This is a genomic window from Candidatus Cloacimonadota bacterium (assembly GCA_016932035.1).
Taxonomy (GTDB): domain Bacteria; phylum Cloacimonadota; class Cloacimonadia; order JGIOTU-2; family JGIOTU-2; genus Celaenobacter.
In genome coordinates this window covers 15,144-34,754 of the sequence record JAFGDR010000013.1, presented here as the reverse complement: position 1 = coordinate 34,754, position 19,611 = coordinate 15,144, and the positions used below count along the sequence as shown (strand labels likewise).

The window sequence follows — 19,611 nt, the reverse complement described above, 5'->3', positions numbered from 1 at the left end:
CGGTCAGAGTCAAATTTATGAACTCACCTTTACCCCTACTATATCAGGCCCTTATAATAATAATTTAATAATAACTTCAAATGATCCGGATAATCCAACAAATTATCTTGCAGTGACAGGATCAGGATTAAATCCTTGTGAGATTACAGTAAATCCAAAATCTTTCTCTAAGATTTCAAGTAAAGACAATACAATATTGGACACATTGTTTATTGGCAATGATGGTGAAGAAACACTAAATTACTCAGCAACTGTTGTCTATGGTTCAAAAAATCGTGATCTATTATTTAATGAAGATTTTGAAAATGGTGGAAGTATTCCTTCAGAATGGACACAAGAAAATGTTATAGGAACTACTGACTGGACATATCAGAATGGAGGTCATTCTAGTAATCCAGCTAGCACTCATGGTGGAAATTATAATGCATTATTGTATTTAGGTAGTTTTACAAGTTCAACAACAAAACTTATAAGTCCTGAAATTGATTTGGCTTCAGTAAGTGATGTAATATTGAAATTTTATCATGCAATGGTAGAATGGTTGGGAGATCAAGATGAGTTAAAAGTATATTACAGGACTTCAAATGGTAGTTCATGGAATTTATTACAAACATATTCCACAAACACCACTGACTGGACATTAAGGGAAATTACATTACCCGATCCTTCTTCAACTTATTATATTGCATTTGAAGGCATAACTAATTATGGATATGGAGTTTGTATAGATGATGTTCAAATTACTGGTACAATAGGAGCATCATATAATTGGATTACTTTGAATGGAGGATCAAGTGTAAATGGTTCAATACCTGGTAGTAATCCTACTGATGAAATACTTGTAGAATTTGATTCTAATGGATTAGCAGATAGCACATATAACGCTGATATTGTTATAACGAGCAATGATACGGATGATTCTCCTTATACTGTTCCAACAACTTTAATCATAACTTCAGCTCCTACACCCCCCACAAGTGTAGTATTTGCAGATAATCCAGATGATAATGGTGGATTAATTCTCCTTACATATACAGTGTCGATTGATGATCCATTTTACATAGGTACAGGGGGCAACTGCGCTGAAGTAACTGACTATTATGTTTATCGATCTATAGATCCAGTTCCAAGTGCAGATACAACATGGACAGTGATTGATAATTGGGAACCTGAAAGTACTGGATCTAACTATAGAACAAGGTTGATTTCTTCAATAGGATCTGATTCTATTTATGCGTATCGTATATGTTCTGTTTTTAATCCATCTAAAACTAAGAATAGTGCTGATAAGATCGTTGGAAAACATATAAGAAGTTTTCAATCTGAATGGGTATATGGGAGCGCTGCTGCACGGGATAACCTTCCTGCTTATGCAGACATGAAAGTATTCCTTGAAGGTCCATATATCGCAGGTGGAACAATGAATAATTACGGCTTGACACTTCCAACAATCTCACCATATAATTCTGAAGACATTGGTGCACTTCCAAATGTAGTTGATCGCACCTTGATTGACTGGATCTACATTGAACTACGTACTACAGAAACCGGCGAGACAGTAAAAGAAGCGAATGCCTTTGTTCTTGATAATGGTATGATTGTTAATACTGAAGGTAATCACAACCTCCCCTTCTATTATACCACAGATATTGAATATTATATTGTTATTCACCACAGAAATCATCTTGGCATTATGAGTGCGATTACATATACCTTTGGTGATTTTGCAAACCAGGCAACAAGTATTGATCTTACCACCTCTGGTAGTGTCTGGGATGAAGGTTTCAAACAAGTAGAAACAGATGTTTATGCAATGTATGCTGGTGACGCAAACAATAATGGACAAATTCAAACAAGTGATAAGAACGACTACTGGAATGTACAGGTCGGTCAAGCTGGATATATAGAATCTGACTTTAATCTTAACGGACAGGTTCAAACAAGTGATGTGAATGACAAGTGGCAGTATAATGTTGGTGCAAGTAGTAAAGTGCCATACTAGTCTAAAGCGAAATTTAGCCGATAATACTAGCAGAACACAAGATAGAGATAATAATGATAATATTGGTCTTATATTTTAACTTAAAAATAAATTCCTTGCTCTTGAAAGGGCTTGCTAGGAATATGATTTAATAATAGATGTATATGATCTTCATTTTATCTTGATTTCATTTTAATAATTTTTCTTCAAATAAGTAAAGTTCTTCAACACATTCAAACCTTCCAACATTCTATCCTTTTAACTTTCTAATCTCCTTACAAACTCATTTTTCTCTCTTGTACTCTTTAGTATAATCACTTCTTTCTTAGAATGTCTGAGCAAACGGGTGTATGTGCGTTTATAATCCCAATGAGACACGATAATCCAGTAGAGAATTGAATTCTTAGAAAAAAAGGTCTGTTTGATACTTTCAACGTTATCTGCAAAGAGTTTTTCTTTTGTGATGATCCTCTTTATCGAGCGAATAAGTGCTTGCGTGAAAATCACATGAAATGGATAATCAAGCCAGATGATCGTATCTGCGCGTTTCCAAACAAGATCACGCACAATGCTGAAATTCCCATCGATCACCCATTGATTTTTCTTAACAACACGAGAGACTTTTTCCCGGAATCTGTTCCTCTTCTCGATCTGCCAGTTTTTCTTCCAGAAAAGTGTATCCAATTCGATATGTGGAATATGAAGTATTTCTGAGAGTTTTCTGGCTAAGGTCGTTTTGCCGGAACAGCTTGTTCCGATAATGACAATCCGATCCACTTAAGTAGTTACTATTGCAAAAATTGCAAAGAAGATCAGGAAACCGCTGAATGCAAGAGAACTGAATACGCTCATGAAAAGGCGTTGGACATCATCCTCATGCTTCTGGATAGCTCTTACCGTATGCAGAATCGCTGCCTGAAACAGATACACGCCATAGATCAATATTATGCCTGATTTCGCAAGGATATCCCAATTGAGTATATACGCAATGAGTGCAACGATACCTATCGCAAGATTTGCAAATCCCACTTCGAATTGCCAGTCCGGATTCTCTGTATCCCATCCGAGTCTTTTTGCATCAGATGTATGAAATACTACATGACTGAAAAAACTCAAAATGCCGATCACAGCTACTGCAAGAAGAAGAATCAGATCAATCGATCTACTTAAATCCGGTAGGCAGAAAATCCCCAGAAAGATCGAGATTGCAACCAGAAAAATCCTGATAATTGCTATTGTAAGTGCCATAGTATTCCTTTATTGTTATGATTTGTTAAAGATCTTGCTACGACCGATTTTGGTCAAATAATCAGTCGCTGATTTAATAAATTGGCTTTTCGAGAATATAAAAACCAAATCATCCTGTTTTAACGCATGATTACCTCGGGGGATCACAATGTCTTCTTCGTCTTTCCTGAAGATTCCCATGAAAACACATTCGTCTGGAAAATCATTATCCTGCGCAATCTCATGGATCTTCTTGCCTACAACCTTTCCTCCTTCAGGAATACGAACTGCATAGACCGATGCTTTGCCCACACCGAGAGTGAATATCTTCCTCACTTTTGGTTTTTCAACCTCGATGATTATCCTGTCTAATAAAAGTTCTGAAATGTCCACAATACTTGTGACACCTGCAATTTGATATGCTTGTTCATACTGCGGTTTTCTGAGTCGAGCAATAATGTTTTCAATACCGAGACTTTTTGCAAGAAGTGCGCAGGAGATATTATCAGCATCATTCCTCATAAGGCATAACAGAGTATCTGAGCGTTTTACACCAGCTTCTTCAAGTACTTTGATGCGTGTGGCATTTCCATGTATAGTCATCGCCCCTGTTTCTGCATAGATAGTTTCGCACACATCTCTATCCAAATCTATGACAACCACATTATGCTTATTCTGTACAAGCATATGTGCGATCTGTGATCCGATAATTCCCGCCCCTGCAATAATAATAAACATGGTTCCTCCGAATTTATGATTGCCATGCCCGTGGACTGAAGAGAAGAAGCACGGGATGGATTTCAAGACGTCCTGCGAGCATGCCAATGATATAGGTTATTTTTATGACTGGATGGAGTTGACCCATTTCTGCGACGGGAATATAGCAGGGACCTATATTACCCAAGGCACTAAACATTCCCGAGACGGATCTGTAGCCATCATACTTAGAAAATATTGCTGTGATCAATCCTCCAATGAGTAGAAGCACAATCCATGCAAAGAAGAGTGCACTTACGCGGTATATTTCATCAGAGTTCAGATTTTTCTTATTGAGTTTTACATAGGAAATCGCCCTGGAAGGAGCGAAAAGTTTAAATATCTCGCGTTTTACCAATTTTGCTAAGATGCTAATTCGAAGCACTTTAATTCCACCTCCAGTAGAACCCACGCACCCTCCGATAACCATCATAACAAGGAAAAGCTGGCGTGCCATTGCTCCAAAGAAAGGTGATGCAATATCCTGTGTGCCAAAGCCTGTAGTAGTTATGATGGCGAGTACTTGAAAAAGCACATTTCGGACATTATACTCGAAGGTTTTCCAGAACGATGCATCAGAGAGAGATATATTCGCTGGTTGGATGATCCTGAGGTATCGTTCGCCAAGAATAAGCAGGATAAAAACTACAATGAAACCTATCCAGAAACGCATCTCAGTGGTATCAATCGCTGCCCGGAACTCACCGCGTAGCACCCGATAATGTATGATGAAATTAGTCCCCCCAAGGAACATGCCAAGTATTAGAATATATTCAATGAGTTTGTATTGAGGATGTCCGATCAATTGATAGTGCGCAATACTGGCATCGTAGGGAGAGAAACCACCTGTAGAAAGTGCGGTAAAGCTATGGCAGATACTGTCGAAAATTGAACATCCTGCAATTTTTAAACTGAGGATAATGAAGAGGGTGAACGCGATGTAAATTGTCCATAATATTTTAATCGTATTACCAAGTCCGGGAACCGGACGCTCCACATCGATTTTATGACTTTCCGCACCAAAAAGACGGTGAGCTCCACCACTTTGTGAGGTGATCGCAAGGAAGAAGGTAAGGATACCCAATCCACCAATCCATTGTATCAAACTCCGCCAGAATAAAATACTCTTGGGCATCTGGTCCAAACCAGTAAACATGGTGATACCGGTTGTGGTGAAACCACTCATAGTCTCGAAATAGGCATTCAGATAATTTGTTTTGAGAGCAATTAGAAAAGGAATAGCACTGACAGCAGAAATGATGATCCACCCGAAACTACAGATGAAGATCGCCTGTACAATATTAGGTGAATGCTGTTTGAATGAAATCTTAAAAACAATTCCCAGACCAAGAGCAACACCTGCAGCCAGAAGGAATGAATGGAACGTGAGAGGGCTTTGTGCGTATTCACCAAAAAAGAAGGTGAGAAGCAGGGGAATGAGCAAAAATACTCCCAGAATAATGAGAAGCGATCCTACAAAACCGAAAACCACACTGAGATTCCTTAAGGATCTATTCATGATTTATCCTCATTATTTTTTCTTACAATTTGATAGCAAATAGCTTGTTTCTTTGTCAAAGAATTTTATTGAAAATTGTAATGTAATACTGGAAACGCGACGTGCTAATTAATAATGAAAATCAATAAACATTCTTATGCTGTATCACATCGGTAACAGTACGCAGCATGATCTTCAAGTCGAAGATGAGAGACCAGTTTTCAATATAGTACAGGTCGTAGGCGAGTTTTTCCAGAGGTTCGGTCGTGAGTTCTGCACGACCATTAATTTGCGCCCATCCTGTCATGCCACCGCGAACCAAAAGACGGTCATCCCAATTCTGAATTTCATGTGAGAGTCTATCATGAAAATAGGGACGTTCAGGTCTCGGTCCTACAAGAGACATATCACCTTTCAATACGTTGAAGAATTGCGGGAGTTCATCCAGAGATGACTTTCTCAGGAAATTCCCTATCTTCGTGGTCCTGTCTTTCTGATCAGAGGTTGAATATGTTGGACCAGACTCATCCTCGGCATCCACATACATTGAGCGGAATTTAAGGAACCAAAATATCCGTCCAGCTCTTGTAACACGCTCCTGTTTATAGATCACAGGGCCTGGTGAACTGAGTTTTACAAGTATCGCCAGGACAAGTAGGATTGGTGAGGTCAAGATGATGAGTGGAACGACCAGCACGATATCACAGGTTCGTTTAACAAAGCTGCGCCACTTGCTGAAGGTAATATAGGTAACTCCGATTAATGGAATACCGTCCATATCATCAAAATCTGTCGAACCTGTTTTGAACTGGTAGCGCGTGGGAGTAAATCGAAGGAATATGTCGTTCTCTTTACAATATATAATGATCTGATTCAGTGTTTTCTGATCGATATCGTCAATAGCAATAAAAAGCGCTTCAGCTTCGGTTGATTCAACAATGTTCTTGAAATTTTTAACAATCCCCAGCTGTATGAAATGATTTTTCAGATGAAAGCGAAGTTTGTCCGGTGTGATATTTGAGATACTTCCAGCATAATTAAATCCAAGATCAGGATAGAGAATCATTTTCTCTGCAAGTTCCTGCCCGATGTTATTCACTCCTATGATAACTGCTTTCCTGTTCCCAATATTATGACTGAGTACGAACTTCTTGATCTTGTTTATGAACCAGTGAGTAAACACTATGATCAGAAATGAAACTGGAAAAGAGTATGCAATCACATATCTGGACTGGGGTAATCCCTGGAATGCATAGGTAAATGCAAACGTTAGCATCGTTGCGAAAAAAGCCCCTTTACCGATAGAAGTTATCTCATTCATCCACTTGAGAGGTCCGCCGTATTCTCTATACAAACCAGACACAATGAACGAAAATATCCAGACGAACACAATAAGCCAAAGGATGTGGAGATACATATCGATATAAACATCGGGATATGACTGAACATCACTGATATGAATAAGCCAGCGAAATTTCATCTCATACGCAATTATGAAACTCAAAGCCACAGCAAAAATATCATTGATGATCTTAAGTATGGTAAATAATAAGTTGATTCTTTTTCGTGTCATGGACTTTTTCTAATTCAGGTTTAATGCTTATAATGAAATCACAGAATTGCGAGAGACTTGTCAAATTTATTGGAATAAAGCAGATTTGAGGATTGAAAATATTGACGTATTTTACTATCAAAAATTTTTCGTAGGTGAAAATGAATATATTAGAAAGAGTGAAAACTATGAATAAAAAGAATTTTGATATTGTTGATGAAAAGGTCCTGGAAAACACTGTTCAACGCTGCAGGGAACGAAATATCATAATCCCGACCTATGATGAAATGATACATCCCGAAAAGGTTCCTGAAAAAATAAAAAAGGAACTTTCTGAAATTGGATTATGGGATCTTCATCCAAGAAACCTTTATAGAATAACCTGGAAGAACGAGCCCATAGAAAAAGGTGGTGGATTCGATGGAGTGAATTTTCTTGAAATCCCTTCCCAATTATCCGGTGTAAAAGCACGCATAATTATTTTATTGGGAAAATACTTCCCAACCGGTTCACATAAGGTTGGTGCAACCTTTGGTCCACTTGTAGAAAAGCTTGTACGTGGTCACTTTGATCCAACCAGGCAGAAAGCCCTCTGGCCATCTACCGGTAATTACTGCCGTGGTGGTGCATATGACTCTTACCTTTTAGCATGTCCTTCGATAGCAGTGCTTCCTGAAGAGATGTCTCGCGAACGTTTTGAGTGGCTGGAAAAAGTTGGAGCAGAAATTTACCCAACTCCCGGTTGCGAAAGTAATGTAAAAGAAGTATATGACAAAACAAAGGAACTCAAAGAAGCCCGTGGTGATGAGATCGTCGTACTCAACCAATTTGCCGAATTTGGTAATGCTGTATGGCATTATGCTGTGACTGGACGCGCAATGGAAGAAGTGTTTGATACCATTAAAACCGCAGATCAAAGAATGAGCGGATTATTCCTCACACAGGGTTCTGCCGGAACACTGGGCTGTTCAGAATATCTCAGAGAAAAATATCCGACAATAAAGGTTTGTGCCGGCGAAGCACTTCAATGTCCAACGCTCTTATTCAATGGTTATGGTGGGCATCGCATCGAGGGCATCGGTGACAAACATGTGCCATGGATTCATAATCTAAAAAACATGAATATGGTAGCTGATATCGATGACAATGCCTGTATGAATCTGCTGCGTCTCTTCAATGAACCTGCAGGTCATAGGTACCTTATCTCCCAAGGTATCGATAAAGATTTTGTGGACAAACTTCACTTGCTTGGGATTTCTTCAATCGCAAACCTTCTCGGCACGATCAAGATGGCAAAATATTATGAAATGAATGAAAATGATGTACTTTTCACTGTTGCAACAGACTCTATGGAACTCTATCAATCCCGTATGAAGGAGATGCATGAAAAGTTTGATGAATACACACCTTATAACGCAGTCGGAGATTTCGAAAGATACCTTATGGGCACCACCGTGGACTATATGCTCGAGCTCTCATACTGGGATAAGAAACGTATGCATAATCTTAAGTATTTCACGTGGATTGAGCAGCAGGGAAAAACAATCGAAGAACTCAATGCTCAATGGTATGATGACAATTACTGGAAAGAAAAAATGCACAGCTATGAGCAGTGGGACGATTTCATCAGAGAATTCAATGACAGGACCGGACTGCTGAAACAATATTCATAGAATGCCTCAAAAAATTGTCGATGCAATACTCTCCCAAAACAAAAGAAATGTTCTTTGTGATGTACTCTTTGACGACACTATTCTCGAGATAATCGAGAAAGAAGATGTTCCGTTAAATCTACCTGAGCTTGTTGATTATACTTGCAATAAACGGAAATCTCATGATGTTCCTTCTGGTATCATCGATGCGAATTTCTGTATAGTCTTGCCCGGGGCTATTGATCCGCATGTACATTATGATGACCCGGGCTTTGAATGGCGGGAGGATTTTTATACAGGGACTCTTGCCGCAGCATATGGTGGTATCACGATTGTTGCAGATATGCCATGTACCTCGATCCCTCCGGTCATCAATAAAGCAAATCTCCAACATAAACTGAGGATAATCGAGAAAAAAGCGATCATCGATTTTGCTCTTTGGGGAGGTGTTTCCGGCACAGAGCTTGCTGATGATTCATACATTAGAAACATGCATGAGCTCAACAATGAAGGAGTTATCGGCTTCAAAACTTACCTGATCTCGGGCATGGAGAAATTCAATTCAGTTAACGAAGAGCAACTCGAAAAAATTGCAGTTATTGCAAAAAAACTCAATTTACCCGTTGGTGTTCATGCTGAAGATAAAAACCTGATCGAGCAAAAACGGGCACAATTCCAAAAAGAAAATAGTAATGAGATCAAGCATTATTGCCAGACACGAAACATCGAAGCAGAAGTTCAAGCAATCAAAACAGTGATCCGTGTTGCAGAAAAAACCGGGGCTTATTTTCACATCGTACATCTAAGCAGCAAAAATGGTTTGAAATTGATCGGAGAAGCTCAAGATAAAGGACTATATATTACAACAGAGACCTGTCCTCATTTCCTTTCATTTACACAGGATGATTTCGAAGAGCAGGGCAGTATCTTGAAAACAGCACCTTCAATTAAATTTAAAGAAGATAGGAGAGCGCTCTGGGATGGGCTTAAAACTGGAACGATCAGTTTTGTGACGACCGATCATGCAGGATGTGACTTTCCTCGTGAAAAGCAGACAGGGAACATCTGGACAGATTATGGCGGCATACCAGGAAGCGAACTTATGGTCCCCTATATGTTCTCAGAAGGCTTCATGAAAGGCAAACTTGATCTTCATCAAACCCAAAAGGTTCTCTGTGAAAATGCTGCAAATATATTTGGATTGAACACACATAAAGGAAAGATAGAACAGGGAAAAGATGCGGATTTTATTCTTATAGATCCAACCGGGCTAGTTGTAATTGACCAGAGCAAACTTCACTCAAAAGGAAAATACTCTCCCTTCGACGGTAGAACATTCAAGGGAAAAATCATCTCAACATACTTAAGAGGTCAAAGGATCATCTATGATGATCGATTTGTTGGAAATGCTGGTGAGGGTTCGTTCTGTCGTCCCATTGAACATTGAATAGTGTATTTCAAATTAAACCTTAACTCATTTTTTTTATCATACTGGGAAAGTGATAAGAGAAAAAATTTTTTATTCATGAATTTTTATATGTTATATTATTACAGGATGCATAGCAGCACTATTATCAAAACAATTTAACCTTTTTTGACAAACAATATTCCATGAATTCAAAAAAAATACTCTGGATTGCCTTGATCATTTCGCTACTTCTGCATCTACTCATTATTATTTTTTTTCCGCATCTTTCAGAATTGAAACTTATTGCTCTCAAACCAGATGAAGCTAAATTTGATGATACGCCAATAGTGTTTGAATTCATAGAAACACCGGTCGCTCCTGAAGTAGAACACGCAGAAAAGAGCAACTTGATTTCCGACAAGAGTTTAGCTGCAGCTGACGAACGTGAAAACAAACTCCCATTAGATGAAATCCCTTATAAGGATGGAGATTCGGAGATCAAGCAGTTTCCCATGATCGAATCAGCTGAAATCCCACAAGAAGAACAACCAGCTGAACCGTTATCAGAACAAGCAGATGATACCGCGGGTGACTCTCAGGAGCAGAATCTTGCTTTACAGAATATAGAACCCACCCCGGTTATCGTTCCACAACCAGAAAGTGATAATAATCCTCAGCAATTGAATTATACCAATATCATCTCGCAGGTTGAAAATGCCGGGGGGGTAAGTTTTAATACGTATAAATGGGATTTTGCACCTTACATGCTCTATCTAAAGAAAAAAATTCAGGGCAACCTTAATCCACCTCCGGGATTTACTCATCTCGGCTTGATCCACGGAAAAGTTCTTGTCAGATTTACTATTCTGCCAAGCGGTGAGTTAAAAAATCTCAATGTATTGCATGCAGAAGCTCATAATTCTCTTGTACAGGCAAGCACAGGAGCCATTTCGATCTCAGCACCCTTTCTTCCTCTTCCAGAAAATTTTCCGGAGGATTATCTGGTAGTTACTTCGTTATTCTCGTATATCGTAAAAAAAGATTAAATTTACAATAAAGGAGTCATATGTTTTCTGATATGTTCGTATTCTTAGCAAAAGGCGGTGTTTTGATGATCCCGCTTTTTATCTGCAGCATCCTTTCTCTGGCGGTTATCATCGAGAAACTTATCACCCTACGGGTAAATAAGGTACTTCCTCCCGAAGTAGAGAAAATAGTACAGAACTATAAAAATGAAGATGATATCAAGCTCGTTTCTTCAGTATGTGAACAGAATAAGAGTCTGCTTGCTCGTATCATCCTGATTATAATGAATCACAGAAAGTTACCCTATATCCGCATGAAAGAGGAAATTGAGAATAATGTCCGGCAGGAACTGCGAGCCCTCGAGAGTAGGCTTGGTATTCTTGAAACGGTCGCGGCGGTTGCTCCCATTCTTGGTCTACTTGGTACTGTTGTCGGTATGATCAAGGTTTTTAGTGTGATCACTTCGCAGGGTGTCGGTAATGCATCGGCACTGTCCGGTGGTATTTCCGAAGCCCTTATTACAACAGCTTTTGGATTAACTGTTGCAATCCCCGCTCTGATATGTTATAACTATTTCACACGAAAAACCGACGACCTTATCCTCGATATCGAAAATGTAACCAATAACCTTGTCAAAAAGATAAATCACAATAAAGAGGATGTTGATCATGCAACTTCTTAATCGAAAAAGGCGAAGTGTTACAATCAATATCACATCTCTCATCGATGTTGTGCTCCTGCTTCTGATTTTTTTTATGGTATCGACAAACTTCATTGAGCAACCCGGCATGAAACTCGATCTGCCTGACGCAGAATCAGCAGCTTCATCTGAAAAGAATGAAATGGAAATAATCATACAACCTGATGGTTCGATATTCTTTAATGGAGAACCTATTACGCTTGAGGAACTTCGAACCCAGTTTGGAAAGTTTAGCACTGAAGCTTCAGAAAAAAGTCTTTTATTAAAAGCAGATGAGAATGTCAAACATGGTACTGTCGTCGAGGTCATGGACATCGCTCGTGTCGAGGGCATTAAAAAGATCGTCATTGCTTCGAATAAAAAACCAGAATAGTTGGTCTTAGCTGAAATAAAATTGACATAAAATTCAATTCTTTATCAATCGAATTGATTTAAGGATAAACATGGACAGCACTATACGTATTAAAAACGCCTGTATCTGTCAGTTCATTGATGGAGCATATAAACCCTTCTTTGGTGACATAATTATTGAGGATGAACTTATATCTGAAATAAAAGAGACATCCCTTTCTGATTTCTTAAGGGAACCTGTAATACAAAACAAACTAATCACTGAAGAGGATGATCTTGTTGAATACGATGCTCGTGGCTGTATGGTCCTTCCTCCTCTTACCAATTTCCATGAACATATCTACTCACGCTTAAGCAAAGGTCTTCCGGTAACTGGAGAACTCGATAATTTTACTCATGTACTCGAAAATCTTTGGTGGAAGCTGGACAGAGCACTTGGTGAGAAAGCTATCGAAGTAAGTGCAGAACTTACTGCAATTGAAGCTATTAAAAACGGAGTGCTTACACTTTTTGATCATCACTCTTCTCCGGAAGCTATAGAGGAAAGTGAAACGATCATAAAGAAAGTGTTAAAAGCCCGAGAACTCAATGCAGTCTTATCATATGAAGTTTCTGACAGGAACGGTAAAGAGAACATGAAGGAATCGGTTGAGGAAAATCTATCCTTCATTAAATATCGTACAACTCCCGATTTCAAAGGTCAGTTCGGTTTGCATGCTCTGTTTACACTTTCTGATGACACACTTCAATATATTCAACAAGAGACAAAAAATCTTGGATGTGGTTACCATATCCATGCTGCTGAAGATATATATGATGCAACCTTCTCTGAAGAGAAATATGGACTCACAATATGCGAACGTCTTGAGAAATTTGGATTCCTGAACGATCTCTCATTTCTTGCTCATGGAAATCATCTGATGGACAATGATTTCTCACTTATTTCTAAATATAATTCGTCGCTTGTTCATAATCCTGATTCCAATTTCAATAATGCTGTAGGAACATTGAACATCGCAAATGTCCCCAAAGACATTCCTCTTCTTCTTGGCACAGACGGAATGCACTGCAATATTCTTAAGACGATTAAAATAGCTTTTTTAACATGTCGCCATCTCAATAAAAGCTCTGAGATCGGCTTCGATCTTATTGCTCGTATTTTGAAAAACAGCTTTGATATTCACAGCAGATTTTTTGGCTCCACACCAACTTTACAAAAGGGTGACTCTGCAGATCTTATTATCCTTGATTATTTCCCCTATACTCCTATCGATCAGAATAATTTCTTGGGACATTTTCTTTATGGTGCCTGCGAAACACAAGTTAAAACTGTACTCAAGAAAGGACATTATTTAATGAAAGATTTCGAGGTTGATCCTGAGGAAGAAATATATAAAAAAGCATTTGAAATTTCCGATGAAATCCGAGAGAAATTCCAGTTTTTACAAAATGAACAATAACACCTTTGACGTAGTAGGTAAAAAGCTCCCCCGAACAGATGCATACGAAAAAGTAACGGGAAGATCACAGTATGCAGCGGATATCCGTTTTCCGGGCATGTGCTTCACAGGACAAAAGAGAGTCCCTATTGCTCATGGTATTATTAAAAGTATCGATGTTTCAAAAGCAGAAAAACTGCCTGGAATAGAAGCTGTTATTACCAGCAAAGACATACCGGGTTCTCTCTTAACAGGTGTAGTAAAGCAAGACCAGCCCGTGTTTGTCTATGATAAAATATATTGTTCGGCAGACGTTGTTGCCCTTGTTGTAGGGACTGATAAAAATGCAATTAGTGAAGCTCTCGCTCTCATAAAAGTAGAGGTCGAAGAACTTCCTTTACTAACTGATTACACTCGATCACTAGCAAAAGATGCTCCAATCATCCATACTGAAAATAAAACGAATCTGATTAATTATTATCCCCTAAGAAAGGGCAACATAGAAAAGGGATTTACAGAATCAGATATTATTCTTGAAAGAACATATACAACACCTGCAGTTGAGCATGCATATATCGAGCCGGAGTGTATTACAGCTGTTCCTGATTTTAGAAAGAATGTATATAAGATTTACGGCTCTGTACAGAATCCTTATACATGCAGACGACTTGTCGCCAGAGCAATGGATGTACCTTTGACAAATATCCATATTATACAAACTGAACTTGGTGGTTCATTTGGTGGTAAGGATGATACGATGGATATTCTTGCAATAGGTGCGTGTGTGGCATGTAAAAAAGTGAGAAACCCTGTTCGTATTCACCTTTCAAGAGAAGACTCGATAACTGAAAGTTATAAAAGACACCCGTATATGATGAGTTATAAAGTCGGTGTTACCAAGCAAGGTATACTGAAAGCAATGAAAATTGACATAATTGCAGATGGCGGTGCTTATGCTTCGATGAGTCCTTTTGTTACATGGCGCTCTGTTGTTCAGGCAACCGGTCCCTATAGAGTTGAACATGTTTATACCGATGTGCGAGCAGTATACACAAATAATCCCTACACCGGTGCATTCAGAGGATTCGGTTCACCCCAGATCATCTTTGCCCAAGAATCTCTCATGGATGAAATCGCAGAAACGTTACATATGTCGCCCCTTGAGATCAGAAGGATCAATGCTCTTATACAAAATTCTGAAACAGCAAGTGGTCAGGTTTTATCGAGTCATGTTGTGAGTCTGAATCAGGTTCTTAATAAAGCAACAGAAGAATCGGGTTTTGAGAAAAAATATTCTGAACGAAATAAGATTTTGAAAAGCTTCGAAAGCAAAGATCTAGTATTGAATGATGAAGATTTTATAACTGACTCTCCCATCAGAAAGGGAATTGGCCTTGCTTGCAGTTATCGAGGTTGTTCACTCGGTGCAGAAGGAATCGATGCAACTGGAGCGCTGATCAGCATTCAGAATGACGGTAGTGTATATCTTATAAACGGACTTGCAGAAAACGGTCAGGGATTGCGCATGACCTTCTCCATGGTAGTTGCTGAAGTACTTGGGATCTCACCCGATGAAATATATTATCTCGAACAAGATACAAGCAGGATTGCCGATGGCGGACCAACTGTCGCTTCTCGCTCCACACTCATGGGAGGTGAAGCTGTTAAAAATGCTGCTAGTATCGTAAAACAGAGAATCGAGCAAATGCTTTTAGAGGAATGGGAACTCGATGAACAAACTCAACTCCAATTTTCAGAACACTCTATCTCACATAAAGAGACAAACCATGAGATTTCGTTTGCAGAAGCATGCAACAAAGCATACTTACAGGGCATCAATCTGAATGCATACGGCTGGTTCAAAGCACCTGATGTGGACTGGAATGAAGAAGTTGGTCAGGGGCCCGCATATTTCACCTATGTTTATGGGTGTCAGGTTGCTGAAGTGGAAATAAACAAAGCTTCAGGAAAAATTTATATTAAAAGGATCACAGCTGTTCATGATGCAGGACAGATTATCAACCGGCTTGGTGCACTCGGTCAAATCTACGGAGGTGTTGCCCAAGGTGCAGGATATGGCACCATGGAAGAAGTGATCGTGAAGGATGCAGAGATCAAAAATGTGAACTTTGATGAATACCTCATACCAACCAGTGTTGATATAGAGGAAATCAAAGCATTTTTTGTTGAAAATCCAGATACCTTTGGACCTTTTGGTGCGAAAAGCCTTGGTGAGCCGACACTCGAGATAACAGCAGCTGCAATAAATAATGCCGTAGCCCATGCACTGGGAAAAAGATTTTATCACCTCCCACTCGATCTTGAACAGATCAAAACCAGTAAAACCCTTCATCAGATAAAAAAATGAACAACACCTACACTTTTCATAAATTTTCGAGTCTTGAACCAGCGCTGGAACTTATTTGTAAACAGCGTGAAACAAGCAAGATCATCGCAGGCGGGACCGATCTCCTCATTGAGATCAGAAAGGAAGACAAGAAGCTCAAGGGAATACATAATATTGTTGATATTCATGATATTCCTGTACTCAGAGAAATCAGAATTGAAAACGATATATGTACAATTGGTGCATGTTGCACACATTCTGAAATCAGCAGAAGTGATATCATTGCAAATCACTTTCCTGTTCTGAAAATGGCAGTCGATAAGATTGGATCACCCCAAATCAGAAACGTCGCCACCATAGGAGGTAACATCTGTAATCTCGCTGCTTGCGCAGACAGTATCGCTCCACTACTCATATACGATGCAAAAGTGAGACTTTGCTCATTAACCAAAGAGAGGATCGTACCCCTCGTAACCATATTACTCAAACCTTATAAAACAGAGGTTTATAAAGATGAGATTCTTACCCATATTCTTATGCCCTTACCTGACAAAACATGGAAATATACATTTTATAAACTCGGACGCCGACAAGGTGTCTCGATCAGTAGATTGAGTTATGCCATCATGCTGAAATCTGAAAACAACACTATTCAAGAAATCCGTCTTGCTTTTGGAGCTCTTTTCTCAGTACCCAAAAGACTTATTGAACTTGAACGAGAACTCAATAATCAGACAATATCAGAACAACTCTGGAAGGATACGAGCAGGAAAGTTGCCCGGCAAATCCTAGATGAAACTGGTGTTCGCTGGTCAACTGCTTATAAATTGCCAGCTCTCCAACAACTTCTTTTTACAAGCCTAATCAATTTGACGTAACAACGTAATATTATACATTGTACTATAATGAAATTTCCAGGAGACACAATGAAAGATCATAGAATGAGCATTATGAAATACAGTTTTATTATTCTTGTAATAGCACTCACCGCAATCGGCTGCACAGGAAAGGTGAGTTCAGTTATTGAAATGACCGAAGAAAACTTTGATGAACTGATCCAGAACGAGTTCATCATTGTAGAATTCATCCCTGCAGATTGCGATAGCTGTGATGAAATGTTAACCATTATTGAGGAGATTCAAAAAGAAGATAACAATATTGTTGCTGCGATGATGGATGTGGAAAAAAATCTTGATTTCCTCAATAAGATACGTTTTCATACACAACCCGGAGAACCAACGGTTATTATATTTAGTAAAGGTGATGTGCAGGACTATTTTGTTGGAGTAAAAAACAAAGAAGAAATTTTTTCAATCATAAATGATATAAAAAATAAGTTGAGTCAATGGGAGGATATCGAAGCTGGGAAAGCATCCTTTTTTGATGCTTTCGATTTCACTTTAAAGGATCTTGATGGTAATGAAGTAACACTCAGTGAAATTAACAACCTCATTATTCTTGATTTCTGGGCTACGTGGTGCCCACCGTGCAAAGCTGAAATCCCCTATCTTGTAGATTTTTACAATTCTTATAAAAATCGCGGTCTTTCAATTATTGGTGTTAGTTCTGAAACACCTGATGTATTGACTAACTTTATAGATGGCTTTTCAACAGAAATAACCTATCCCATATTACTTGATGAGGAAAGAAAAGTATCTTCCATACTCGGGATCAAAAACATTCCAACGACCTATTTCATTTCTCCGGAAGGTATTCTTATAAAAAAGGAAATTGGATTTGCAGACGAATATGTCCCGGAATTTCAAAGAATCATTGAAGAGAATCTTCCAAGATAATAATTAAAGGGTAAGATAATGTTACATAAAATTCAAAAAATACTCATAGTATCAACTATTGCTCTACTCAGCATGATTCCGCTTCATGCCGAAGAAGCAGAAATGCCGGTTGAGACCATAACCTGGTTTGATTTTGAAGAAGGAATTTCCGCTGCAGCAATCGAAGGAAAAGATGTTATAATAGACTTCTATACAAACTGGTGCCACTGGTGTCATGAGATGGATAAGACCACATTCAAAGATTCTTCTGTCGTATCATTCATGAATGAAAATTTTATTGCAGTCCGCGTAAATGCTGAATCTGTGACAGAAAATGTCACGTTCAAAGGAATGACACTTAACTTGAGAGAACTCACATCAGCTTTTGGAATAAGTGGTTTCCCTTCCTATGCATTTATGACCCAAGATGCAGATATGATCACAGTTGTGCCGGGTTACCTGCAATCTGAACTCTTTTTGAACATTCTCAAATACATCAGCCAGAAGTGCTATGACCGTCAAATCAGCTTCGACCAATTTATGGAAAAACAGGGAGAGTGCAACGACTAGTCACAATTTTCGTCAATACTGGACCTGGCTGATGAGTATTCATTGTATAGCTGATCGGGTATAAATAATCAGCCCGAATTGATAGCCGTGAGAGCCAATATCCTCCTTTTCATTGCCGCTGCGATATGGGGATTCGGTTTTGTGGCACAGCGTGCAGGGATGGAATATGTGGGACCATTCACCTTCAATGCTATCCGTTTTGCGTTGGGTGCAATCACCCTTATGCCAATTCTTTTCTTTAAAAAAGACTTCTTACATTGGTCGAAAAACGACCATTCTATATCTTCAAAGAATTTAACGTTATATGGAAGCGTCGCTGCCGGACTAGCGCTCTTTGCAGCAACCTCGCTTCAACAAAACGGGATCGTATTCACTACTGCCGGAAAAGCGGGTTTTATTACCGGATTATATGTGATCATTGTCCCTTTGCTTGGTCTTGCGTGGAGAGAAAAAACATACTGGGGAACATGGATCGGTGCAGTGCTGGCTCTAATAGGACTATACTTGATATCGATCAATCAGAGCATTCATGTTCTTGTTGGGGATCTCCTTGTTCTTGGAGGAGCATTTTTCTGGGCAGTGCATGTGCATGTTATCGGATGTTTTTCGACGAAGATTCACCCCATTAAATTAGCATTCTTCCAATTCGCTCTTGCTTCGATATTGAGTTTTATATGTGCACTCTTATTTGAGGTAATCAACATCTCTCCAATCATTTCTGCGTGGCAATCAATCGTATTTGCTGGCGTATTTTCTGTAGGTATCGCTTTTACTTTGCAGGTAATTGCGCAACAGGAAGCGCACTCTTCGCACGCAGCACTCATTTTAAGTCTTGAAGCAGTATTCGCTGTTATTGGCGGGTGGCTCTTACTCAACGAGGGATTGTCTATGCGTGGTATTATCGGCTGTATATTAATGTTGACAGGAATGCTCTTGTCTCGCAGTCAGAAGACATCAAATAATTATACATAGTAGGATAGCACAATGGAATTTATGTATAAACTGAAACTCATAAACCCTCTTCTTGACGATAGCGCATGGACTGATAAAGATGAAGAAATTGTATCAATACATTTTAAAACGCTTCAAAGTTTGACTGAAAAAGGTATCGTAATTCTTGCAGGAAGAACGATCAGAAAAGATCCATCTGATTTCGGAATTGTTATTCTCGAAACTGAATCAGAAGATGAAGCACGGGAATACATGAAAAAAGATCCTGCTGTTAAACAAGGTATCATGACAGCTGAACTGTATCCTTTCAATGTAGCTCTTGTCCGAACGAATACCTTGAAATCTGTTGATAAGGATAAAAATCTCCCGTAGTATCAT

The 19,611-nt window shown here is 38.9% G+C and carries 18 protein-coding genes; 13 read left to right on the top strand and 5 right to left on the bottom strand.

Annotated elements, in window-relative coordinates:
• Positions 1–2,002, top strand: a 2,002-nt coding sequence (locus JW794_02320) for a choice-of-anchor J domain-containing protein (GenBank protein ID MBN2016960.1), incomplete at its 5' end; no start/stop codon positions are given.
• A gap of 237 nt (positions 2,003–2,239) precedes the next feature.
• Here JW794_02320 and JW794_02315 read toward each other — a convergent pair.
• From JW794_02315 to JW794_02295, 5 genes are all read right to left on the bottom strand, one after another.
• On the bottom strand, positions 2,240–2,758 hold the full coding sequence (locus JW794_02315) for an AAA family ATPase (protein ID MBN2016959.1): 519 nt from the start codon (positions 2,756–2,758) through the stop codon (positions 2,240–2,242).
• Positions 2,759–3,229: a hypothetical protein gene (locus JW794_02310; GenBank protein ID MBN2016958.1), complete on the bottom strand. Its 471-nt coding sequence runs from the start codon at positions 3,227–3,229 to the stop codon at positions 2,759–2,761.
• Between the two features lie 15 nt (positions 3,230–3,244).
• A complete protein-coding gene (locus JW794_02305; GenBank protein MBN2016957.1) occupies positions 3,245–3,946 on the bottom strand; it encodes a TrkA family potassium uptake protein in 702 nt (233 codons plus the stop codon).
• A 13-nt stretch (positions 3,947–3,959) separates the two neighbouring features.
• Entirely contained in the window at positions 3,960–5,483 is a 1,524-nt protein-coding gene (locus JW794_02300) for a TrkH family potassium uptake protein (protein MBN2016956.1), read from the bottom strand.
• Positions 5,484–5,604: 121 nt separating this feature from the next.
• A complete protein-coding gene (locus JW794_02295; GenBank protein MBN2016955.1) occupies positions 5,605–7,035 on the bottom strand; it encodes a sugar transferase in 1,431 nt (476 codons plus the stop codon).
• Positions 7,036–7,202: 167 nt separating this feature from the next.
• Between JW794_02295 and JW794_02290 the strand changes: the two genes are divergently transcribed.
• The 12 genes from JW794_02290 to JW794_02235 all read left to right on the top strand — a co-directional run bounded on the left by JW794_02290 (position 7,203) and on the right by JW794_02235 (position 19,605).
• Positions 7,203–8,687 (top strand): pyridoxal-phosphate dependent enzyme, encoded by a 1,485-nt coding sequence (locus JW794_02290; GenBank protein ID MBN2016954.1) that lies wholly within the window; start codon positions 7,203–7,205, stop codon positions 8,685–8,687.
• Position 8,688: 1 nt separating this feature from the next.
• Positions 8,689–10,113 carry an allantoinase AllB gene (allB, locus tag JW794_02285; protein MBN2016953.1) on the top strand — a complete coding sequence of 475 codons (1,425 nt, stop codon included), beginning with the start codon at positions 8,689–8,691 and terminating at the stop codon, positions 10,111–10,113.
• Positions 10,114–10,277: 164 nt separating this feature from the next.
• A complete protein-coding gene (locus tag JW794_02280) occupies positions 10,278–11,120 on the top strand; it encodes an energy transducer TonB (protein MBN2016952.1) in 843 nt (280 codons plus the stop codon).
• A 20-nt stretch (positions 11,121–11,140) separates the two neighbouring features.
• The gene (locus tag JW794_02275; GenBank protein MBN2016951.1) at positions 11,141–11,782 is read left to right on the top strand and encodes a MotA/TolQ/ExbB proton channel family protein; all 642 of its coding nucleotides are present in this window, start codon (positions 11,141–11,143) and stop codon (positions 11,780–11,782) included.
• Positions 11,769–12,173: a biopolymer transporter ExbD gene (locus JW794_02270; protein ID MBN2016950.1), complete on the top strand. Its 405-nt coding sequence runs from the start codon at positions 11,769–11,771 to the stop codon at positions 12,171–12,173. Before JW794_02275 ends, JW794_02270 begins: the two co-directional genes overlap by 14 nt.
• 70 nt (positions 12,174–12,243) lie before the next feature.
• On the top strand, positions 12,244–13,611 hold the full coding sequence (locus JW794_02265; protein MBN2016949.1) for an amidohydrolase family protein: 1,368 nt from the start codon (positions 12,244–12,246) through the stop codon (positions 13,609–13,611).
• The gene (locus JW794_02260) at positions 13,601–15,958 is read left to right on the top strand and encodes a xanthine dehydrogenase family protein (GenBank protein ID MBN2016948.1); all 2,358 of its coding nucleotides are present in this window, start codon (positions 13,601–13,603) and stop codon (positions 15,956–15,958) included. The genes JW794_02265 and JW794_02260 overlap by 11 nt, the downstream gene beginning before the upstream one ends.
• On the top strand, positions 15,955–16,815 hold the full coding sequence (locus JW794_02255) for an FAD binding domain-containing protein (protein ID MBN2016947.1): 861 nt from the start codon (positions 15,955–15,957) through the stop codon (positions 16,813–16,815). Before JW794_02260 ends, JW794_02255 begins: the two co-directional genes overlap by 4 nt.
• Before the next feature lie 48 nt (positions 16,816–16,863).
• The gene (locus JW794_02250) at positions 16,864–17,733 is read left to right on the top strand and encodes a redoxin domain-containing protein (protein MBN2016946.1); all 870 of its coding nucleotides are present in this window, start codon (positions 16,864–16,866) and stop codon (positions 17,731–17,733) included.
• 18 nt (positions 17,734–17,751) lie between these two features.
• Positions 17,752–18,282 (top strand): DUF255 domain-containing protein, encoded by a 531-nt coding sequence (locus tag JW794_02245; GenBank protein MBN2016945.1) that lies wholly within the window; start codon positions 17,752–17,754, stop codon positions 18,280–18,282.
• 87 nt (positions 18,283–18,369) lie between these two features.
• Complete coding sequence (locus JW794_02240; protein MBN2016944.1) at positions 18,370–19,254, top strand: DMT family transporter; 885 nt, start codon at positions 18,370–18,372, stop codon at positions 19,252–19,254.
• 12 nt (positions 19,255–19,266) lie between these two features.
• Positions 19,267–19,605, top strand: a complete 339-nt coding sequence (locus tag JW794_02235; GenBank protein MBN2016943.1) for a hypothetical protein — start codon at positions 19,267–19,269, stop codon at positions 19,603–19,605.
• Positions 19,606–19,611 lie beyond the last annotated feature (6 nt).